Here is a 22,106-nt window from a genome sequence, read left to right on the forward strand (position 1 = left end):
GGCCTCTGAGGAGGAGGTGCTGCCGCTGCTTGAGGGCCGTCCACAGGTGGGCATCGCGGCGGTCAACGGCCCGCGTGCGGTTGTCCTTTCGGGTGCCGAGGCCGAAGTCGAAGCTCTGGCAGCGCAGGTGAAGGAGCAGGGCCACCGGACCAGCCGGTTGAAGGTCAGCCATGCCTTCCATTCGCCCTTGATGGACCCGATGCTTGAGGAGTTCCGCACCCTCGCCGAGGGCCTGACGTACGCCTCGCCGCGACTCGCGGTGGTCTCCACCCTGACCGGTGGTCCCGCCGACGCGGATGAGTGGACTGACCCGGCGTACTGGGTGCGCCATGTGCGCGAGGCCGTGCGCTTCGGCGACGGGGTGAAGGCGCTGGCCGCCGCCGGAGTGACCCGGTACCTGGAGATCGGGCCGGACGCCACTCTCACCGCACTCGCCGCCGACTCCCTTGCCGAGACGGCCGATTCGGTGCTCGTCCCCGCCCAGCGCAAGGACCGCCCCGAGGCCGAGGGAGTGCTCGGGGCGCTCGCCGCGCTGCACACCACGGGCACGGCCGTCGACTGGGACGTGCTGCTCCCCGGCGACCACCCGCTCGTCGCCCTGCCCACCTACGCCTTCCAGCGCACCCGCTACTGGCTGGAGCCCGAGCCGGCCCGGAGCGCGGGCCGCGGCGGCGGGCACCCGCTGCTCCCGGTCAGCACCTCGCTCGCCGAATCCGGCGCCGTGGTGGCCTCCGGGCAGCTGTCCCGCCGTACGCACGCCTGGCTCGCCGAACTGTCCACGGGCGGTGCCGGAGCACTGCCGGTGGCCGTCGTCACCGAACTCGCCCTGCACACGGGCCGATCGCTCGGGGCGCACCACCTCACCGAGCTGCGGGTCGACGCGGTCTCGCTCCCCGCCGAGGGCGAGGTCGAGATCCAGACCGTCACCGAGGCCGCGGAGACCGAGGGCCGGTGGCGCTTCACCCTGCACGCGCGCGTCGCCGCCCCGGAGGGGACGGAGCCCACGCCCTGGCACCGCTGCGGCCAGGGGCTCCTCTCCGCCCGCCCCGAGGACGCCGCCGGCCCGGACGAGGAGCCCGAGGCCGGAACCTGGCCGCCGCCCGGAGCCGTTCCCCTGCCGGCCGAGGAACTGTGCGCCGCCCTCGACGGCCCGGCCGAGGCCCCCCTCACCCGCGCCGCGCTCACCGCTGCCTGGCGGCTCGGCGACGAGGTGCTGGCCGAGGTCTCCGTACCGGAGGAACGCCTCCCCGAGGTGGACCGGCACGCCCTGCACCCCGCCCTCCTGGACGGCGCCCTGCTGGCCCTCACCGCCCTCGGCGAGCCGGTCGCCCGGCGCGCCGAGTGGTCCGGCCTCGGCCTGCACGCGAGCGCCGCCCGCGACGTACGGGTCCGGTGGAGCCCCCGCCCCGGAGCCGGGGCGCGGCTGCGGCTCACCGACACCGAGGGGGCGCCGGTGCTCACGGCGAGCGCCGTGGCCGTACCGCCCGCCGAGCCCGTGGTCCTGCCCGGAGCCGCCCCGGAACGCGGCGGCGAACTGTACGCGCTGACCTGGTCGGCGGCCGGACCGGCCACCCTCCCGGCACCCGACTCCGTGGCGCTCGCGGCCGACCGCGCGGAGCTGCTCACCGCCGGGGAGGCCCCGCACGCCGGACTCGTCGTCCTGCCCTGGCCCGCCCGTGCGGAGGGCGACCCGGCGGCAGCCGTGCACCGCTCCCTCGCCGAGGCCCTCGAACTCCTCCAGCACTGGCTCACCGACCCGCGGGCCGCGGGCTCCCGCCTGCTCCTGCTGACCCGGGGCGCCGTCGCCGCCACCGCGCAGGAGGACATCACCGACCTCCCGGCCGCCGCGGTACGGGGCCTGGTCAAATCCGCCCAGGCCGAGAACCCGGGCCGCTTCCTCCTGCTCGACAGCGACCGGGACCTCACCGAGGCCGAACTCGCCAGTGCCGCGCGATACGCGCACGAGGACCTGCTCCAGCGCGAGGGTGCCCTCCTCGCCCCCGCCCTGGCCCCGGCCGGGGAAGTCCCCGAGGAATCGCAGGTCTCCTTCGACCCGGAGCGGACCGTTCTGGTCACCGGCGGAACCGGCACCGTGGGCGCGGCCACCGTCCGCCACCTCGTCCACCGGCACGGCGTACGCCACCTGCTGCTGCTCACCCGGCGCGGCCCCGCGGCCCCCGAAGCGGCCGAACTGCTCGCCGAACTCGCCGGATCCGGCGCCGAACTCAGCGTCCTCGCCTGCGACGCCGCGGACCGCGGGGCCGTCGAGGCCGCCCTCGGCACCCTCCCGGCGGCCCACCCGCTGGGCGCCGTGGTCCACGCCGCCGGGATCCTCGACGACGGTGTCCTCACCTCCCTCACCCCGGCCCGCCTGGACGCCGTACTGCGCCCCAAGGCCGACGCGGCCCTCGTCCTGCGCGAGCTGACCCGGGACCTGGACCTGACCGCCTTCGTCCTCTACTCCTCGGCCGCCGCCACCTTCGGCGGCCCGGGTCAGGGCAACTACGGTGCCGCCAACGCCTTCCTCGACGCCTACGCCGCCCGGCTGCGGTCCGAGGGACTCCCCGCGCTCAGCATCGCCTGGGGCCTGTGGGAGCAGGAGAGCGGGATGACCCGCAGCCAGGAGCCGGCCGTACGCGGCCGGGCCGCACGGGGCGGCATCGGCGCCCTGCCCACGGACGAGGCCCTCGACCTCTTCGACCGGGCGCTGCACCACACCGGGGGCACTCCGCTCCCGCTGCGCCTGGACCGGGCCGCGCTCGCCCGCGAGCCCGAGGGGATCCACCCGCTCCTGCTGCCCTTCGCGCCCCGCGGCGCCCTGCCCAAGGCCGCCGCCCGCCCCGGGAGCACGCCGACCGCCGCCTCCGCGCGGCGTTCCCTGAGCCCCGCCGAGCTGACCGACCTGGTGCGCACCACGCTCGCCGCGGTGCTCGGCCACGGCTCCGGCACCGCGATCGCCCTGGACGGCCCCTTCAGCGAACTGGGCCTCGACTCGCTCACCTCGCTCGAACTGCGCAACGCGCTGAGCGCCGCCACCGGCCTCGACCTGCCCGCGAGCCTGGTCTTCGACTACCCGACCCCGGCCGCCGTCGCCGCCCACCTCGCCGCACTCCTCTCGCCGGGGTCCACCGGGAGCGCCGCCGCCCCGGGCACGCCTGCCGCCTCGGGCGTCACCCTCGGCGAGGAGCCGCTCGCCATCATCGGCATGGCCTGCCGCTTCCCCGGCGGCGTCGAGAGCCCCGAGGACCTGTGGGACCTGCTCGTCTCGGAGCGCGACGCCGTCGGCGACTTCCCGGGCGACCGGGGCTGGAACGTCCCGGTCCACCAGGGCGCGGGCCCCGCCGCCCCCGGCACCACCCTCACGCGGCGCGGTGCCTTCCTGCGCGACGTCGGCGGTTTCGACGCGGAGTTCTTCGGCGTCTCCCCGCGCGAGGCCCTGGCGATGGACCCGCAGCAGCGGCTGCTCCTGGAGACCTCCTGGGAGGCGCTCGAACGCTCGGGCCTCGACCCCCGTTCGCTCAGGGGAAGCCGTACGGGCGTCTTCGCGGGAACCAACGGCCAGGACTACCCCCAGGTCCTCGCCGCCTCCGACGAGGACACCGACGGCTACCTCGGAACCGGCAACGCGGCCAGCGTCTTCTCCGGCCGCATCGCCTACTCGCTCGGCCTCGAAGGCCCGGCGGTCACCGTCGACACGGCCTGCTCCTCCTCCCTCGTCGCCCTGCACTGGGCGGCCCGTTCCCTGCTCGCTGATGAGTGCACCACGGCCCTCGTCGCCGGAGCCACCGTGATGTCCAGCCCCGCCGCCTTCGTGGAGTTCTCGCGTCAGGGGGGTCTGGCGGTGGATGGCTGGTGCAAGGCGTTTGGTGAGGGTGCGGATGGTACGGGGTGGGGTGAAGGCGTCGGTGTTGTGGTGGTGGAGCGCTTGTCGGTGGCGCGTGCGAAGGGGCATCGGGTTCTGGCGGTAGTGCGTGGATCCGCTGTGAACCAGGACGGTGCGTCGAATGGTTTGACGGCGCCGAATGGTCCTTCGCAGCAGCGGGTGATCCGTGCGGCTCTGGCGGATGCGGGTGTGTCTGCCGGTGGGGTGGACGCGGTGGAGGCGCATGGCACGGGGACGGCGTTGGGTGATCCGATCGAGGCGCAGGCGCTGTTGGCGGCGTACGGTCAGGATCGGCCGGTGGAGAGTCCGTTGTTGCTGGGTTCGGTGAAGTCGAATCTTGGTCATACGCAGGCTGCTGCGGGTGTGGCGGGTGTGATCAAGATGGTTGAGGCGTTGGGGCGTGGGGTGTTGCCCGCCTCGCTGCATGTGGGAGCACCGTCGTCGCGGGTGGATTGGTCTGCGGGTGCGGTGCGGGTGTTGCAGGAGTCGAGTGACTGGCCCGAGGTGGAGGGGCGTCCGCGTAGGGCGGGTGTGTCGTCGTTCGGGTTGAGCGGGACCAACGCGCACGTGATTTTGGAGCAGGCGCCTGAGGATCTGTCCGGTGAGGGTGAACTCCCGCCGGATGAAGGGTCGTTGGGGCAGACCGGCACCGACACCGACGCGGGCACTGATGTCGCTGGTGTTCCGATGGCGTGGGTGGTGTCCGGTCGTAGTCGTGGTGCGCTTGCTGCTCAGGCTGAGCGTCTGGCTGCCTGGGTCGAGGGCCGGCCCGGTGTGGATGTGCGGGCTGTGGGGCGTGCGTTGGCGTTGACGCGTTCGGCGTTCGAGGACCGTGCCGTGGTCCGTGGCTTCGATCGGGAGGAACTGCTCGCTGGTTTGCGGGCGTTGGCGCGGGGCGAGGCCTCGCCGCGGGTCACGGTCGGCGTGGTGGGTGAGGGCAGGACCGCGTTCCTCTTCGCGGGCCAGGGTGCCCAACGCCCGGGCATGGGACGCGAGTTGTACGAGGCATTCCCTGCCTTCGCGGAGGCGTTCGACGCGATCTGCGCACAGCTCGGCGGAGAGCTGCGAGATGTCGTCTTCGGTGAGGACGCCGACAGGCTGAACGAGACGGGCTGGACGCAGCCTGCCCTGTTCGCGTTCGAGGTGGCCCTGTTCCGCCTGCTCGAATCGTTCGGTGTACGGCCGGACTTCGTTGCCGGTCACTCGGTCGGGGAGATTGCCGCCGCGCATATCGCGGGCGTGTTCTCGCTGGAGGATGCCTGCACTCTGGTGTCGGCGCGTGGCCGTCTGATGCAGCAACTGCCCCCGGGTGGTGCCATGTGGGCGGTGGAAGCCTCGGAAGCCGAGGTCCTGCCCCTGCTCGATGACCGCCCCGAGGTCGGTATCGCGGCGGTCAACGGCCCCCGTGCCGTGGTCCTTTCCGGTGCCGAGGCCGAAGTAGCAGCCCTCGCTACCCAGTTGAAGGAGCAGGGCCACCGCACGAACCGCCTGAAGGTCAGCCACGCCTTCCACTCGCCGTTGATGGACCCGATGCTGGAGGAGTTCCGCACCCTCACCGAAAGCCTGACCTACGAGACCCCCCAACTCCCCGTCGTCTCCACCCTGACCGGCGCCACAGCACAGGCAGACGAGTGGACGAACCCCGCCTACTGGGTCCGTCACGTCCGCGAAGCCGTCCGTTTCGGCGACGGCATCGAGGCCCTGGCCGAGGCCGGGGTGACCCGGTTCCTGGAGATCGGCCCCGACAGCACCCTCACCGCCCTCGCCGCCACCAACCTGCCGGAGGAAGGGAGTTGGCTCCTCGCCCCCGCCCAGCGCAAGGACCTCGGTGAGGTGGAGAGCCTGCTCGGGTCGGTTTCCGAGGTGTATGTCCGGGGAGTCGACGTGGACTGGACGGCTCTGCTGGGCCGGCCCGCCGCGGCAGGGCTGCCCGTACTGCCGACGTACGCCTTCCAGCGGGAGCGCTTCTGGCCGAAGGCCGCGCGGGTCTCCCCGGCGCTGGACACCCGGGACTCGCCCTTCTGGGAGCTGGTCGAAAGGGAGGCCGCGCAGGATCTCGCGCAGGTCCTCGGCCTGGACGAGGGGCTGGTCAAGGAGGTCGTTCCGGCGCTGTCCGCCTGGCACCGGGACCGGTCGGCACGGGCGGAGGCCGATGCCTGGCGCCACCGGATCGCCTGGGAGCCCGTGCGGCTTCCGGCCGGACGCTTCGAGGGGCGCTGGCTGCTGCTGCACACCGAGCACGGCAGCGCCCTGGCGCATGCCCTCGCCGACGCCGTTCCGGAGGTGACGCCGCTCGCGATGGGCGCCGACACGGACCGCGCCGGTCTGGCCGAGGCACTCGCACGGGCTACCGGGGACGGGCAGCCGACCGGTGTCCTGGTGCTCCCGGACACCGTGGCCGGAGCGCTGCGGCTGGTGCAGGCGCTGGGCGACGCACAGGTGACCGCCCCGTCCTGGTGGCTCACCCGGAACGCCGTCGCCGCGGGCGTGCCCGCGCCAGAGGGGCCCGATCCCGAGCAGGCGGCGATCTGGGGTCTGGGCCGGGTGGCCGCCCTGGAGCACCCCGAACGCTGGGGAGGCCTGGTCGAGCTGCCCGCCACGTTCGACGCGGGGCTTCTGCGGGGCCTGGCCGCCGCCGTCACCTCGGGAACCGAGGACCAACTCGCCCTGCGCGGCGCCGAGATACTCGCCCGGCGCCTGGAGGCCGCACCGCTGCCGGAGGCCACCGGACCCGCCTGGGTCGCCCCGGGGCGCGTACTGGTCACGGGCGGCACCGGTGCCCTCGGTGCCCACGTCGCCCGCTGGCTGGCCGAGCGCGGCACGCAGCACCTCGTACTGACCGGACGACGTGGGCCCGAGGCCCCCGGCGCCGCCGAACTCCGCGCGGAACTCGCCCACTTGGGGGCGGCGGAGGTGAGCATCGAGGCCTGTGACGTGGCCGATCGCGCGCAGCTGACCGCCCTGCTCGACGCCCACCCCGTCGACGCGGTCTTCCACGCGGCGGGACTGCCCGACGCCACCCGCCTGGACGACGCCGACGAGGCCCACCTCACCGAGGTGTGGCGGGCGAAGGCGGAGGGCGCGGTGTTGCTGGACGAGTTGTCGCGGGGGCGGGACTGGGACGCCTTCGTGGTGTTCTCGTCGATCGCGGGTGTGTGGGGGAGCGGGGGCCAAGCGGCGTATGCCGCGGCGAATGCGTGCGCGGAGGGTGTGGTCGAGCGGCGTCGTGCCGGCGGTCTGGCGGGGACCTCGGTGGCATGGGGGCCCTGGGCCGGCGGGGGCATGGTCTCGGCTGAGGGCGCGGGGGAGTTGGAGCGTCACGGCTTGCGGTTGATGGATCCGGGGCGTGCTCTGGCGGGTCTGGAGCGTGCCTTGGGTGCGGGTGAAGGTGTGGTGGTGGTCGCGGATGTGGACTGGGAGCGGTTCGTGCCGGCGTTCACCAGCCGCCGTCCCAGCCCCCTGCTGACCGGGCTCGCACCGGCCGCCGAGGACACCGGCGCCCCGGAGGCCTCCGCGCAGGATGCGGCGGCCCGGCTCCTGGCCCGGCTCGCGGGCAAGCCCGAGTCCGAACGGCGGCGCGCCCTGCGCGAGTTGGTACGGGAACTCGCCGCCCGCGTACTGCACCGTTCGAGCGACCGGCCGGTGGACAACGACCGCTCCTTCCAGGAAGTCGGTTTCGACTCCCTCACCGCGGTCGAACTGCGCAACCTGCTCAACGCCGAGACCGGCCTGCGGCTGCCCTCCACACTCGTCTTCGACCATCCGACGCCCCGGCACCTGGCCGAGCTGCTGCACACGGAGCTGTTCCCGGAGCCCGAGGCCGCCCACGAGGAGCAGTTGCGGCAGAAGCTCGACCGCATCCCCTTCGCCCGGTGGAAGGACAGCGGGCTGCTCGCCGCCGTGCTCTCCCTGGCCGAGGAGGGCGAGCCGGGCAGGAGCGGTCAGGCCGCCACCGCCCAGGGCGCGCCCGGCCCGAGGCAGGACTCCGCGCCCGAGGACGACGAGGCCATCCACGCCATGGAGATCGACGACCTCGTCGAACTCGCCATGGGCGACGGCGCGCCCTGACCGGCACGACACCCGGCGTGCCCAGCGGTCCCGCCCGGCACCCCCGTATCCCTCTTCCGGCATCCCGTCCGCTCGTACGGACCCACCAACCAGTGGAGCTGAGCATGTCCACCTCCGAGGAGCGCGTCGTCTCGGCGCTGCGTACGTCACTGCTGGAGAACAAGCGTCTGCGCAGGCGCAACGAGGAACTGGAGCGGGCGGCGACCGAGCCCGTGGCGATCGTCGGAATGGCCTGCCGCTACCCGGGCGAGGTCGCGGCCCCCGAGGACCTGTGGCGCCTGGTCCTGGACGGTGTGGACGCGATGACGCCGTTCCCGGCCGACCGCGGCTGGGACCTCGCGGACGCGGCCGTCGGCCAGGGCGGCTTCGTCAGCACCGCCGCCGACTTCGACGCCGGTTTCTTCGGGGTGTCGCCGCGCGAGGCCCTGTCGATGGACCCGCAGCAGCGCCTCGTCCTGGAGACCTCCTGGGAAGCCCTGGAACGCGGCGGCATCGACCCGGCCTCGGTCCAGGGCAGCCGTACGGGCGTCTTCGTCGGGTGCAGCAACCAGAACTACGGTGCCGCGGGCGGCGGGCTGCCCGACGGCGCCGACGGCCATCTGCTCACCGGCAACGCGGCCAGCGTCGTCTCGGGACGCGTCTCCTACGTCCTCGGGTGCGAGGGCCCCGCCGTCACGGTCGACACCGCCTGCTCCTCCTCGCTGGTGGCGCTGCACCTGGCCGTCCAGTCCCTGCGCTCGGGCGAGTGCGATCTCGCGCTCGCCGGCGGGGTCACGGTCATGGCGACGCCGGAGGTGTTCGCCGAGTTCGACCGGCAGGGGGGACTGGCGGGCGACGGCCGCTGCAAGGCCTTCGCCGAAGCCGCCGACGGCACGGGCTGGGGCGAGGGAGCGGGCATCCTGCTGGTGGAACGGCTCTCCGACGCGGAGCGCAACGGTCACCGCGTCCTCGCCGTGGTCCGCGGCTCCGCGGTCAACCAGGACGGCGCCTCCAACGGCCTCACCGCGCCCAACGGCCCCGCCCAGCAGCGGGTGATCCGCGCGGCCCTGGAGAACGCCGGGCTCCGGCCGCAGGACGTGGACGCGGTCGAGGCGCACGGCACCGGCACCACCCTCGGCGATCCCATCGAGGCGGGGGCCCTGCTGTCCGCCTACGGGCGCGAACGCGAGGCCGGACGGCCCCTCTGGCTCGGCTCGGTCAAGTCGAACATCGGCCACACCCAGGCCGCCGCGGGCGCCGCCGGTGTGATCAAGATGGTGGAGGCCCTGCGCCATGGCGTGCTGCCCGCCACCCTCCATGTCGACGAGGCGACCTCGCACGTCGACTGGAGCTCTGGTCAGGTACGCCTGCTCACCGAGCAGCAGGACTGGCCCGAGGCGGAGCGCCCCCGCACGGCCGGAGTCTCCGCCTTCGGCGTCAGCGGCACGAACGCCCATGTCCTCCTCCAGCAGTACGAGCCCGCCCGCACCCCGGAGGAGCCGGAGGCCGCCGACCGGGCCGTGACCGCGCGCGCGGTGCCGCCCCTGGTGACCTGGCCCCTCTCGGGCCGCACGGAGGAAGCCCTGCGCGACCAGGCCCGCGCCCTGTCCTCCTTCGTGGACCGGCACCCCGGTCTCGACCCCTACCGCCTCGGCCGGGCCCTCGCCACGACCCGCACCCACTTCACGCACCGCGCCGTCGTCGTGGCCGAACCCACCGCGGACTTCGCCGGCATTCTTCGGGGACTGGCCGACGGCACGGCCGAGAAGACCCCGGAACTCGTCCGCGGCCAGGACCGCGGCGAGGGACGCACCGCTTTCCTGTTCGCGGGTCAGGGTGCTCAACGGCTCGGTATGGGGCGGGAGTTGTACGAGGCCTTCCCGGTGTTCGCGGAGGCTTTCGACGCGGTGTGCGCGCTGGTCGGCGAGGGCTTGCGGGATGTCGTCTTCGGTGAGGATGCCGACCGGTTGAACGAGACCGGGTGGACGCAGCCCGCGTTGTTCGCGTTCGAGGTGGCGTTGTTCCGCCTGGTCGAATCCCTGGGTGTGCGGCCGGAGTTCGTGGCCGGTCATTCGGTGGGGGAGATCGCGGCGGCGCATGTGGCGGGTGTGTTCTCGCTGGAGGATGCGTGCGCTTTGGTGTCGGCGCGTGGGCGTCTGATGCAGCAACTGCCTTCGGGTGGTGCGATGTGGGCGGTGGAGGCTTCCGAGGAGGAGGTCCTGCCGCTGCTTGAGGGCCGTCCGCAGGTGGGCATCGCGGCGATCAACGGCCCGCGTACGGTGGTGCTTTCGGGTGCCGAGGCCGAAGTCGAAGCCCTGGCAACGCAGTTGAAGGAGCAGGGGCATCGGATCAGCCGGTTGAAGGTGAGCCATGCCTTCCATTCGCCGTTGATGGATCCGATGGTGGAAGAGTTCCGAGCGGTTGCCGAGGGCGTGACGTACGGCCCTTCGCAGCTCGCTGCCGTCTCGACGCTGACCGGTGCGGTGGCCGACGCGGACGAGTGGGCGGATCCGGCGTACTGGGTGCGTCATGTGCGCGAGGCTGTCCGATTCGGTGAGGGTGTGGAGGCGCTGGCCGCTGCCGGGGTGACCCGGTTCCTGGAGATCGGACCGGACGGCACCCTCACCGCACTCGCCGCCCACAGCCTCTCCGGGGACGGCGGTCACCTTCTCCTCTCCACCCAGCGGAAGGAGCGCCCCGAGGCCGCGTCCTTGTTCCGGGCGCTCGCCGGGGTGTACTCCGACGGCGGTGAGCTGGACTGGGCCGCACTGCTGGGCGACCAGCAGGACACCTCGGACCTCGACCTGCCGACGTACCCTTTCCAGCGTCGGCGCTACTGGCTCTCCCCCGATGAACCCGCCTCGGGAACCTCGGCGGGACCCGTGCACGCCTCGGCGGTGGTCGACGCTTCCTTCTGGGCGGCGGTCGAGCAGGAGGACCTCGACAACCTCGCCGCGGATCTCCGGATCACCCCCGGGACACTGGAGCCGGTGCTCCCCGCGCTCTCCGCGTGGTACCGGCAGCAGCGGGACCGCGTACGGCTCAACTCCCTGTGCTACGAGGTCTCCTGGCAGGTACTGACCGGCGACGGGGAGGCGGTGCCGACCGGGACGCGGTCCGGGCGGTGGGCCGTGCTCGCCCCCGGCGGTGGCGCGGGGGGCGAGGCCGCGGACGTGGTGGAGAGTCTCGTCGCCGCCCTGCGTGCGCGGGGACTCACCGCCCAGGTGATCGAGACCGCCGCGGACGAGCACGAGCGGCTCGCTCCGGCGCTCCGGACCGTTCGCGAGGAGCACGGACCGCTGGACGGGGTCCTCTCACTGCTCGCGCTGGACCCCGCGGCCGACCCCGCCGCGACCACGATCGCCCTCATATCGGCCGCGAACGAGGCCGGTTCCTGCGGACGCCTGTGGACGCTCACCCGGGGCGCGGTCGCCGTGAGTCCCGCGGAGAGCCCCGACTCCCTTGCCCAGAGCGGTGCTTGGGGACTCGGCCGGGTGGCCGCGCTGGAACACCCCGACCTCTGGGGCGGCCTGATCGACCTGCCCGCCTCGGTCGACGCACTTGCCGCCTCGCGGATCGTCAAGGCGGTGACCCGCCCGACGCCGGGTGAGGACCAACTCGCCGTCCGGGCGAACGGACTCTTCGGCCGTCGCCTGGTGGCGGCCTCCCCGCTTCCGGCTGCCGCCGAACGCTGGGAGCCCCGAGGCACGGTGCTCATCACCGGCGGCAGCGGGGCACTCGCCGGGCACCTCGCGCGCTGGGCCGTGGAACGCGGTGCCCGCGACCTCCTCCTGGTGAGCCGGCGGGGAGCCGAGGCGCCCGGCGCGAGCGCGCTGCGGGAGGAGCTGACGGAGGCGGGCGCACAGGTCACCTTCGCGGCCCTCGACGTCTCCGTACGCGAGGATCTGGCCGCACTCCTGGCGGAGCACCCCCTCGACGCGGTCTTCCACACGGCAGGTGTGCTGGACGACGGCACGCTGCTCAGCACCGGTGCGGAACGTCTGGCCCGGGTCAGGGCGCCGAAGGCCGAAGCCGCCCTTCTCCTCGACGAGTTGACGCGCGCGCAGGACCTCTCCGCCTTCGTCCTCTTCTCCTCGCTGGCAGGAACGCTGGGCAGCCCCGGCCAGAGCGCGTACGCCGCCGCCAATGCGACGCTGGACGCGCTGGCCGAGCGGCGCCGGGCGGCGGGTCTGCCGGGCACGTCGATCGCCTGGGGTCCCTGGGCCGGTGGCGGCATGGCCGCCGAGGCGGCGGACCGCCGCCGCGGCCGGGGTGCGGTGACCGCGCTCGACCCGGAGACGGCGCTGTCGGCCCTCGGCGCGGTACTCGACAGCGGGCGCACGCACCAGTTCGCCGCCGACATCGACTGGGACCGTTTCGTCCCCGCCTTCACCGCCGTCCGCCCCAGCGCACTCCTCGCTGCCCTGGCGCCCACCGGCTCCACGGAACCGGCGACCGCCCAGGGGACCGCCTCGGACCCGACCGGTCTGCGTGGGCGTCTTGCGGGGTTGTCGGTGGAGGGGCAGTTGCGTGAGGTGCTGGGGGTGGTGCGGTCGCGTGCTGCTGGGGTGTTGGGGTTTGCGGGTGCGGGGGAGGTGGGTGCGGAGCGTTCGTTCCGTGATCTGGGTGTGGATTCTCTGATCGCGGTGGAGTTGCGCAATGTGCTGGCGTCGGTGTGTGGGGTGTCGTTGCCGGCGACGGTGGTGTTCGACTATCCGACGCCGTTGGCGTTGGCGGGGTTTGTGCGCGATGAGGTGTGTGGGGGTGCGGTTGCGGAGGCGGCTGGTGCTGCCGTGGTGCCTGTTGCCGGGGCGGGTGCGGATGAGCCGGTGGCGATCGTGGGGATGGCGTGCCGTTTCCCGGGTGGGGTGGATTCCCCGGAGTCGTTGTGGGAGTTGCTGGTCCAGGGGCGGGACGGGATCACGGACTTCCCCACCGACCGCGGCTGGGACTCGCTGGACGAGATGTACGACCGGTATGCGGGTGCGGAGGGTGAGGGCCGTACCTATACGCGTCAGGGTGGCTTCCTGAGCGATGTCGGTGGTTTTGATGCGGAGTTCTTCGGGGTGTCTCCGCGTGAGGCGTTGGCGATGGATCCGCAGCAGCGGTTGCTGTTGGAGGCGTCGTGGGAGGCGGTGGAGCGCTCGGGGATGGATCCGCGGTCGCTGCGCGGGAGCCGGACGGGGGTTTTCGCGGGGACCAATGGCCAGGACTATCCGGTGCTGCTCGGGGTCTCGGAGGGTGACTTCGGGGGCTACGTAGGCACGGGTAGTGCGGCGAGTGTGGTGTCGGGCCGTGTGTCGTATGTGCTGGGGCTTGAGGGTCCTGCGGTGACGGTGGATACGGCGTGTTCGTCGTCGTTGGTGGCGTTGCATCTGGCGGTGCGTTCGGTGCGCTCCGGGGAGTGCGACATGGCTCTCGCGGGTGGGGCGACGGTGATGTCGACGCCGGGTGCGTTCGTGGAGTTCTCGCGTCAGGGCGGTCTGGCGGTGGATGGCCGGTGCAAGGCGTTCGGTGAGGGTGCGGACGGTACGGGATGGGGTGAGGGTGTCGGTGTTGTGGTGGTGGAGCGCCTGTCGGTGGCCCGTGCGAAGGGGCATCGGGTCCTGGCGGTAGTACGGGGCAGTGCGGTCAATCAGGACGGTGCGTCCAATGGTCTGACGGCGCCGAATGGGCCTTCGCAGCAGCGGGTGATCCGTGCGGCTCTGGCGGATGCGGGTGTGTCTGCTTCCGGTGTGGACGCGGTGGAGGCGCATGGCACGGGCACTGCGTTGGGTGATCCGATCGAGGCGCAGGCGTTGTTGGCGACGTACGGTCAGGATCGGCGGGTGGAGAGCCCGTTGTTGCTGGGGTCGGTGAAGTCGAATCTTGGTCATACGCAGGCTGCTGCGGGTGTGGCGGGTGTGATCAAGATGGTTGAGGCCCTTGGGCGTGGTGTGTTGCCCGCCTCGCTTCACGTAGACGTGCCGTCGTCGCGGGTGGACTGGTCTGCGGGTGCGGTGCGGGTGTTGGAGGAGTCGAGTGACTGGCCCGAGGTGGAGGGGCGTCCGCGGCGCGCGGGTGTGTCGTCGTTCGGGTTGAGCGGCACCAACGCCCACGTGATCTTGGAGCAGGCGCCCGAGGACGAGTCCGGTGAGGGTGAACTCCCGCCGGATGAAGGGTCGTTGGGGCACACCGACACCGACACCGCCTTCGGCACTGACGCAGGCGTCGATGGTGCTGGTGTTCCGGTGGCATGGGTGGTGTCGGGGCGCGGTCGCGGTGCGCTGGCCGCGCAGGCGGAACGCTTGGCTGCCTGGGTTGAGGAGCGGCCCGGTGTGGATGTGCGGGCTGTGGGGCGTGCGTTGGCGTTGACGCGTTCGGCGTTCGAGGACCGTGCCGTGGTGCGTGGCTTCGATCGGGAGGAACTGCTTGCCGGTCTGGGGGCGTTGGCGCGGAGTGAGGCCTCGCCGCGGGTCACGGTCGGCGTGGTGGGTGAGGGCAGGACCGCGTTCTTGTTCGCGGGCCAGGGTGCCCAACGGCTGGGTATGGGCCGGGAGTTGTACGAGGCGTTCCCTGCCTTCGCGGAGGCGTTCGACGCGACCTGCACCTACATCCCCGGGTTGAAGGAGATCGTCTTCGAGGGCGAGGACTCGGAGGTTCTACGGCGTACGGAGCACGCCCAGCCCGCCTTGTTCGCCTTCGAGGTGGCCCTGTTCCGCCTGGTCGAATCGTTCGGCGTGCGCCCGGACTTCGTGGCCGGTCACTCGGTCGGGGAGATCGCCGCCGCGCACATCGCGGGCGTGTTCTCGCTGGAGGACGCCTGCACCCTGGTGGCAGCACGTGGCCGTCTGATGCAGCAACTGCCCGCGGGTGGAGCCATGTGGGCGGTGGAAGCCTCGGAAGCCGAGGTCCTGCCCCTGCTGGATAACCGCCCCGAGGTCGGTATCGCGGCGGTCAACGGCCCCCGTGCCGTGGTCCTTTCCGGTGCCGAGGCCGAAGTCGAAGCCCTGGCCGCCCAGTTGAAGGAGGCGGGCCACCGCACCAACCGTCTGAAGGTCAGCCACGCCTTCCACTCACCGTTGATGGACCCGATGCTGGAGGAGTTCCGCACCCTCGCCGAAAGCCTGACCTACGAGACTGCCCAACTCCCCGTCGTCTCCACCCTGACCGGCACCACAGCACAGGCAGACGAGTGGACGAACCCGGCGTACTGGGTCCGTCACGTCCGCGAAGCCGTCCGGTTCGCCGACGGCATCGAAGCCCTGGCCGAAGCGGGAGTGACCCGCTTCCTGGAGATCGGACCCGACAGCACCCTCACCGCCCTCGCCACCCACACCCTTGCCGCGCTCTCCGAGGCCTCGGTGGGAACCGGTGACGTAGCGGTCGGGGGAGTCGCCGAGGAGTACGTCTGCGCCTCGGCCGCGCGGAAGGAGGTCGCGGAGGCCCCGGCCCTGCTGGAGGGGCTCGCGCGGCTGTATGTGGCGGGTGCCGCGGTCGACTGGGCCGCGGTGGCCAAGCCGGTGGTGGTGGCCGGGGTTCCGGTGGATCTGCCGTCGTACGCGTTCCAGCGCACCCGCTACTGGCCGGAGACCTCGGTCCGGGCGCGAGGTGCGGGAGGGAGCGAGGGCGACCGTGCCTTCTGGGAGATCGTCGGGAACGAGGACGCGGGCCAACTGGCCGCGACGCTCGGTGTGTCCGAGGACGCCCTCGGATCCGTGCTCCCCGCGCTGACGACGCTGCGGCAGCAGTACGCGGAGCGCTTGGCCACCGACCAGTGGCGCTACCGGACCGAGTGGGTGCCGGTGTCCCGGGCCGCCGGTGCCGCGCGGGACGGGCGCTGGCTCCTGCTCCAGGAGCCCGGTACCGCACCGCTCGCGGGCCTGGAGGAGTTCCTCCCGGGGCTGGAGCGGATCGACTGCGCGGCCCGCGAGCGCGACGGCCTGGCCGGGATCCTCAAGGACGCGGTGGGCGGCGATCAGCCGCAGGGCGTCCTCTCCTGCCTCCCCGCCGCAGCGCACGAAGGGGTCGCGCTCGCGCTCGCGCTGGTGCAGGCCCTGGGGGACGCCGCGCCGACGGTCCCGCTGTGGCTCGCCACCCGGGCCGGGTTCGGTCCGGAGTCGGCCCCCGAGGACCCGTGGGCGGCGGCGGTCTGGGGCCTGGGCCGGGTGGCCGCCCTGGAGTACCCGGAACGCTGGGGCGGTCTGCTCGACCTGCCCCGCGACCCGGGCGCCGCCGAACTGGAGCGTGCCGCCGCGGTGTTGGCCGCGGGCGAGGAGGACCAGGTGGCGGTGCGCGCCGAGGGGACGTACGCCCGGCGGCTGCTGCCCGCGCCCGTTCCGGCGGCCACCGCCGACTGGACCGCCCCGTCCCGGATCCTGGTGACCGGCGGTACGGGGGCGCTCGGCGCCCATGTCGCCCGCTGGCTCCTGGAGCACGGCACCACCGAGCTGGTGCTGACCAGCCGCAGTGGCCCCGAGGCTCCCGGTGCCACCGCCCTCGCCGAGGAACTGCGGGACGGCGGCGCGAAGCGGGTCGAGATCCTCGCCTGCGACATCGCGGACCGCGAGGCGGTGACCGCACTCCTCGACGCCCACCCCGTCGACGGCGTCGTGCACGCGGCGGGCGTCCTCGACGTCGCGCCCCTCGACATCGTCAACCCCGAGGACCTGAACACGGCCCTGCGGGCGAAGGCGGAGGGTGCGGTGTTGCTGGACGAGTTGTCGCGGGGGCGGGACTGGGACGCCTTCGTGGTGTTCTCGTCGATCGCGGGGGTGTGGGGGAGCGGGGGCCAGGGGGCGTATGCGGCGGCCAACGCGTGTGCGGAGGGTGTGGTGGAGCGGCGTCGTGCCGGCGGTCTGGCGGGGACCTCGGTGGCATGGGGGCCCTGGGCCGGCGGGGGCATGGTGTCGGGTGAGGGCGCGGGGGAGTTGGAGCGTCGTGGCTTGCGGTTGATGGATCCGGGGCGTGCTCTGGCGGGTCTGGAGCGTGCCTTGGGCGTGGGTGAGGGTGTGGTGGTGGTCGCGGATGTGGACTGGGAGCGGTTCGTGCCGGCGTTCACCAGCCGCCGCCCCAGCCCCCTGCTCGCCCAACTCCCGCAGGCGGAAGCGGTCTTGGTCCAGCAGGACCGGGCCGCCGGGGCGGCCGGTACGACGCCGCCGCTCGTCGCCAGGATCCTGGGGCTGCCGCGCCAGGAGCGCGGGTCGGCGCTGCGCGAGCATGTGCGGCAGGCCGCGGCACTCGCGCTCGGCCACGGGGACGCCGCGGGGGTCGACCCCGGACGGTCCTTCCGCGACCTGGGCTTCGACTCCCTCACCGCGGTGGAACTGCGCAACACCCTCACCAGGGACACCGGCCTGCGCCTGTCGGCCACGGTCGTCTTCGACCACCCCAGCGCGGCCGATCTGGCCCGCCACCTCGACGCCGTACTCGCGGGCGAGAGCCGGACCGTGGCCACGATGCTCGCGGAGCTGGAGACCAGCGTCTCCGGGATCCTCTCGGCCGAGCCCGACCGGGACGCCCGGGAGCTGCTGGGCAGCCGTCTGCGGGCCATGCTGGCCCGGGTCGAGGGCGCGGAGACCGAGCAGGAGGCGGACGGCGCCGGGAGCGTCTCGCTCAGCGACCGTCTGGACGGGGCCAGCGACGAGGAGCTCTTCGACTTCATCAGCCGGGAACTCGACCAGTAGCAGGGGCCGTACGGGCCGTACGACGGTGGTCGGGACCGGTTGCCTTCGGGGGCCGGTCCCGACCACCGTCGTGCGCGAGGCCGATGTCGCCGGTGTCCGGAGCCCGGGAGCGATCCGTAGGAGCGGGCCGGGCCCGGGGCCGGACATGCGACGGCAGCGGTCGCACCCTCGGGGGAAGGAGGCGCGACCGCTGCCGTGATCAGGGGGCCGTGGCCCGTGCGCCCTGCGGAGGGCGCGGTGCCGCTACTTGATGAACTCGGGGAGCACCCGCGGCGGCCACTGACCGACCGTCAGCATCCCCATCGAGTGGGCGCGGGCCACCAGTGCGGCCCGGTTGGGCGCGCGGAGCTTCCGCAGCATCAGACCGACGTGGTACTCCACGCCCTGCCGGCTCAGATAGAGGCGCGCCGCGAGCTGCACGGTCGAGGCGCCGCTGGCCACGCCCTCCAGGACCTGGGCGTCCAGGCTGCTCAGGAGCTTCTCCTTGGGCTTGACGGCCGCGTCCTCGGGGGCCGGGGCGGCCGCCTCGTCGGGGCGCACCTGGACAACGATGCCGACCAGGTTGCCGGCGGTGTTCTGCACCGCTATGCCGGTCAGTTCGCCGGAGAAGGCCCGCCCGGCACCGCCCATGCCGACGACGCGCTCGGCGAACCGGTTGCAGCGGCCCTCCGAGAGGCGGCTGAAGTGCCGGCCCAGGACGGTGGGAGAACTCGGGTGCAGCAGATCGTAGAGGCTGCGTCCGCAGGTCTCGGCCGAGGTGCGGCCGAACTGGCGGGCGAAATCCGGCTCCGCGGCGAGGATGTGCATAGCCGGGTCCATGTGCGCGGTGTATGCGCGCCGAGGGGCCGCCACGGGATGCGGCCGGGTTTCCGCGGACTGCCTTCGTGAGGCGGCCGCCCGGCGTTTCGCCGTCGGCTCGCCGGTGTGGTGATCGCTGATCATCTGTGTGGTCACTACGGGGTACCGACTTTCTGTGTATAAGCATGGGGGATACAGATATCGCCGGGAGGACACAAGGCAGAGTGGTATAGCGATAAGGAGTGCGCGGCGATATGCCGCCAGCCGCTCCGAAATCAACTGTGATTGAGCCTAGGAATGCCGAGCAGGTCGGTCAAGCAAGGTTTTGCGTACCGCCAAAACATTGTGGTTCGGGGGTTCGGTGGTTCGGTGCCGAACCATGCGGCGCAAGCGGTTTCCCGAGGGTCAAATCGCCATATTGGCGAGCGTACCGTGCAGTGTTTCCGTCATGTTGCGCAGCTCATCAAGCGTTCGCCGCCTGGAGGTTTGACGTTTAGTTGCCCTGTGCAATGTCAGGATAGACGCTTGCGCAGTGCATGATGACCGTAGCGGCTCGATGCCCGTTTCCCTAATTTCGATGCCCGACTGCTGCCCGTCGGGTGCGCAGGCGTCCGCACATGAATGGCGGAACGCGTTGTCAGGCTTCCTCGTCCAATTCGGCGAGCGCGGCGGCCAGGCTGGGGCGGCCCGGTATGTCGAGTTTCCGGTAGGTGTTCGACAGGTGCTTCTCGACCATGCGCGAAGAAATTCCGAGCTCGCCGGAAATCTCCGGGTTGCTCTGTCCCGTGGCCGCGAGGCCTGCCACCCTGCGTTCCGAGGGCGTCAATCTCGACTTCTTCCGCACGGCGGCGGGCGGCGCCTCGGACCGAAGGGACTGAATTCTGGTCAGCATCCAGTCGGCCTGGCATTCGTGCGCGAGTTCCTCTGCCCGTTTGAGTGCGTTGGCGCGCCGTGCCGGTTCCGTTTCGGCGTGACTGCCCAGGGCGTACAGGGCCCGGCAGAGTTCGTATCCGTTGGTCCCCTGCTCCAGGACCGCGACGGCCTCCTCCAGGATCGCCGAGCCCTCGCGCTCCTCGCTCACCCGGCCGAGGGCCAGCAGGGCCCGGCCGAGCGCGGTCGGCGCCCCCCAGGCCCGGGCCTGCTCGACCTCCTGGCGTGCGGCGGCCTTCGCCTGTTCGTGCTCACCGAGCCGGTGGTGGACGAGGGCGACGCAGGACGGCCAGGGCAGGGCCACCGGGTTGCGCCAGCCGATCCGCTCCATGTGCAGCCCGGCCGTGCGGAAGTGGTCGAGCGCGGGGCGCAGTTCACCCCGCCGCACCGCGCTGGTGCCGCGCGCCACGTGCAGCAGCGCGCTGAGATGCGCGTTGCCCGCGCTGCGCCGGTACTGGACCAGGATGCTCTCGGCGAGCGCGGGATCGGCGGTGTTCAGCGCGACGATGGCGAGCACCGCGACCAGCATGGTGGGCAGGCCGCTGGTCTCCGGACCGGTGAGGGCGTCCGCCTGCAGGGCCTTGCGCCGGGCGTAGACGGGCTGGCCGTCCGCGAAGGCCACCAGGGCCTGCTCCGCGCGGATGATGGCCTGCTCCACGTCGCCGCCGCGGTGCTGCGCCAGCCGGTGCGATTCGCGCAGCCAGCTCGCCGCCCCCTCGGTCTGGCCCGAGGCGGCGAGGATGTTGACCACCAGGGGCAGGGTGCTGTGCACATGCTCGAAGGAGGGCGGCTCCTGTTCGAGCAGCCGCGCGCAGAGCGCCGACAGCCGTGCCGCCGGTACCGCGTTGGCCACGAAGACGATGTGCATCAGCGCGGTCAGCAGCTCCCGCTCGCCGGGGGTGTCCATGCTCGGGTGCGGTCCGAGCTGTTCGAACCGGCGCACCGCCTCGGCGATGTGCGCGGGATCCTGGGCGCTGAGGACGTGCTCGCGGGCCTGCAGCCGCAGGGCGAGTTCGCGCTCCTCGGGCCCCTTCGTCCCGGAAGCCGTCAGCTCCTCGGCCACCTCGCGCATCATGGCGTCGACCCGGAAGGCCGAGGGGTCCATCAGGAGCGGCCCGAGGCGTACGACCGCGGCGGCCCGTTCGCGGACCGAGTCGAGGAGCGGCACCGCCTCGACGACATGGCGCAGCGAGGCCGCGGTGGCGAAGCTGCGCTCCGCGCCCGCCAGTTCGATGAGCAGGCCGGCCCGGTCCGGTCCGGTGAGCGAGGTTTCGAGCAGCGCCCGCCGCAGATAGCGCGCCGCGTCGCGGGTGGAGGCGCGGTGCAGCGCACTGCGCGCGGCCGTACGCAGGATGTCCACCGCCTTGTCGCCGGGCAGGGTGAGGGTGGACATCAGGTGGTTCGCGGCGAGTTCGGCGGAGTGGCCGCTGCGGTGCAGCAGTTCGGCCGCCACGCTGCGCATCGCGGTGCGCTCCTCGGCGGGCATGCTCTCCTCGAGCAGGTCCCGAAGGAGCGACCCGGTGGACAGGGTCCACCCGTCCTCCGCCACCAGCCCGGCCAGCCGCAGCACCCGCAGGGCCTCCGTGCACTGGGCGCCGTCCAGCTCCGCGAGGTCGGCGAGCAGCTCCGGATCGCTGTCGGGGCCGAGCACCGTGAGGGCGTGCGCGGCGCGCCGCAGATGGTCGGGCTGGGACCGCAGGAAGCCGGCCAGCCGCTGGCGCACGCTCTCCGGCCGGAGCAGGCTCACCATCGGCGCCTGGGCGGCGGTCGGACGCAGCCCGCGGAACTGCGCCTCGTCCACCAGCGCGCCGAGCAGCAGCGGATTGCCGCCGGTGCGGACGCGGAAGGCCTCGACGTACTCCGGTTCCGCCGGTGCACCGCACGACTCCTCGACCAGCCGCCGGACGCTGTCGCCGCCGAGGGAGCGCAGCACACAGGTCCGGTCGGCGAGGGCGAGCACATCATGCACGTAACAGCGGTTGCCCCGGATATCGCCGGTCAGTACCGAGACGGCGAAAACGATGCGCATGCCGCCGCGGCAGGCCAGGGTGTGGACGAGCACCTTCAGGGATTCGACGTCGCACCAGTGCAGGTCGTCGATGATGACCAGTACGGTGCGGCCGTCGGCCATCGCGTCGACCAGGGCCGCCAGCCAGCGCGGCGCCCCCTGCACGGTCAGCGCCGACCAGGGAGCCTCCAGGCCCGACTCCGCGATGGCGCGCACCTCGGGTGGCGCGCCCTCGGCCGCGGCCCGCAGCCAGGACCTGGCCTGCTCGGTGGAGGCGGCGGCGAGGACGGGCTCCACGAGCTGCCGTACGACACCGAGACCGAAGCTCTCCTCGGCCGCGGCGGCCTGCGCCCTCAGGAGCAGCGTGTCCTCCTCGCGGCCCAGCTCGGAGAGGGCTTCGAGGAACGTCGACTTGCCGACGCCCAGCGCGCCCTGCACCACGAGCAGCGAGCCCTCTCCCGCGGCGGCGCGGCGCAGTGTCGCGGCGGCCTCTTCTCTCAGCTCGTCGCGCTCCAGTAGCAGCATGGTGCCCCTCCCTCGTCGCACGGTCCGTACGCCGTTCGGGGTCGGCGGGGTGCGGGATCCGTGATCGCAGTGGTGCACCCGCGGCGCGGCGGGTACGACGGAGCCGCCCTTCCGCGGACGGGAAGGGACGGGTCACCGAGGACCGCTGTGCGCGGGGCAGGTCAGACAGCCGGGCGGCGGGTCGCCACCGCCGGATCGGGAGGTGGCCGAACCGGCAGCCTGCGATGGACGCACGGGAGCTTCCGGCGTG

General features: G+C 72.9%; 4 protein-coding genes. 2 read left to right on the forward strand and 2 right to left on the reverse strand.

The window, feature by feature from the left end; genetic code table 11:
- Positions 1-16 precede the first annotated feature (16 nt).
- Positions 17-7,951 carry a type I polyketide synthase gene (locus HFV08_RS31220; RefSeq protein WP_210430904.1) on the forward strand — a complete coding sequence of 2,645 codons (7,935 nt, stop codon included), beginning with the start codon at positions 17-19 and terminating at the stop codon, positions 7,949-7,951.
- 104 nt (positions 7,952-8,055) lie between these two features.
- Positions 8,056-17,595 carry a type I polyketide synthase gene (locus HFV08_RS28260; protein ID WP_168543288.1) on the forward strand — a complete coding sequence of 3,180 codons (9,540 nt, stop codon included), beginning with the start codon at positions 8,056-8,058 and terminating at the stop codon, positions 17,593-17,595.
- A 243-nt stretch (positions 17,596-17,838) separates the two neighbouring features.
- Here the strand turns inward: HFV08_RS28260 and HFV08_RS28265 are convergent, their stop codons facing one another.
- Both HFV08_RS28265 and HFV08_RS28270 read right to left on the reverse strand, forming a co-directional pair.
- Positions 17,839-18,414: a helix-turn-helix transcriptional regulator gene (locus HFV08_RS28265; protein ID WP_168543289.1), complete on the reverse strand. Its 576-nt coding sequence runs from the start codon at positions 18,412-18,414 to the stop codon at positions 17,839-17,841.
- 616 nt (positions 18,415-19,030) lie between these two features.
- Positions 19,031-21,856, reverse strand: coding sequence for a helix-turn-helix transcriptional regulator (locus HFV08_RS28270; RefSeq protein WP_168543290.1), 2,826 nt, complete (start codon positions 21,854-21,856; stop codon positions 19,031-19,033).
- Between the last annotated feature and the right edge of the window lie 250 nt (positions 21,857-22,106).

Origin of the sequence: Streptomyces physcomitrii, from assembly GCF_012273655.1 — a bacterium.
Lineage (GTDB): Bacteria > Actinomycetota > Actinomycetes > Streptomycetales > Streptomycetaceae > Streptomyces > Streptomyces physcomitrii.

What these genes read in the sequence shown, in the direction of transcription:
- HFV08_RS28260 (WP_168543288.1), top strand. Translation starts at nt 8,056, where the DNA reads ATGTCCACCTCCGAGGAGCGCGTCGTCTCGGCGCTGCGTACGTCACTG.
- HFV08_RS28265 (WP_168543289.1), bottom strand. Translation starts at nt 18,414, where the DNA reads ATGGACCCGGCTATGCACATCCTCGCCGCGGAGCCGGATTTCGCCCGC.
- HFV08_RS28270 (WP_168543290.1), bottom strand. Translation starts at nt 21,856, where the DNA reads ATGCTGCTACTGGAGCGCGACGAGCTGAGAGAAGAGGCCGCCGCGACA.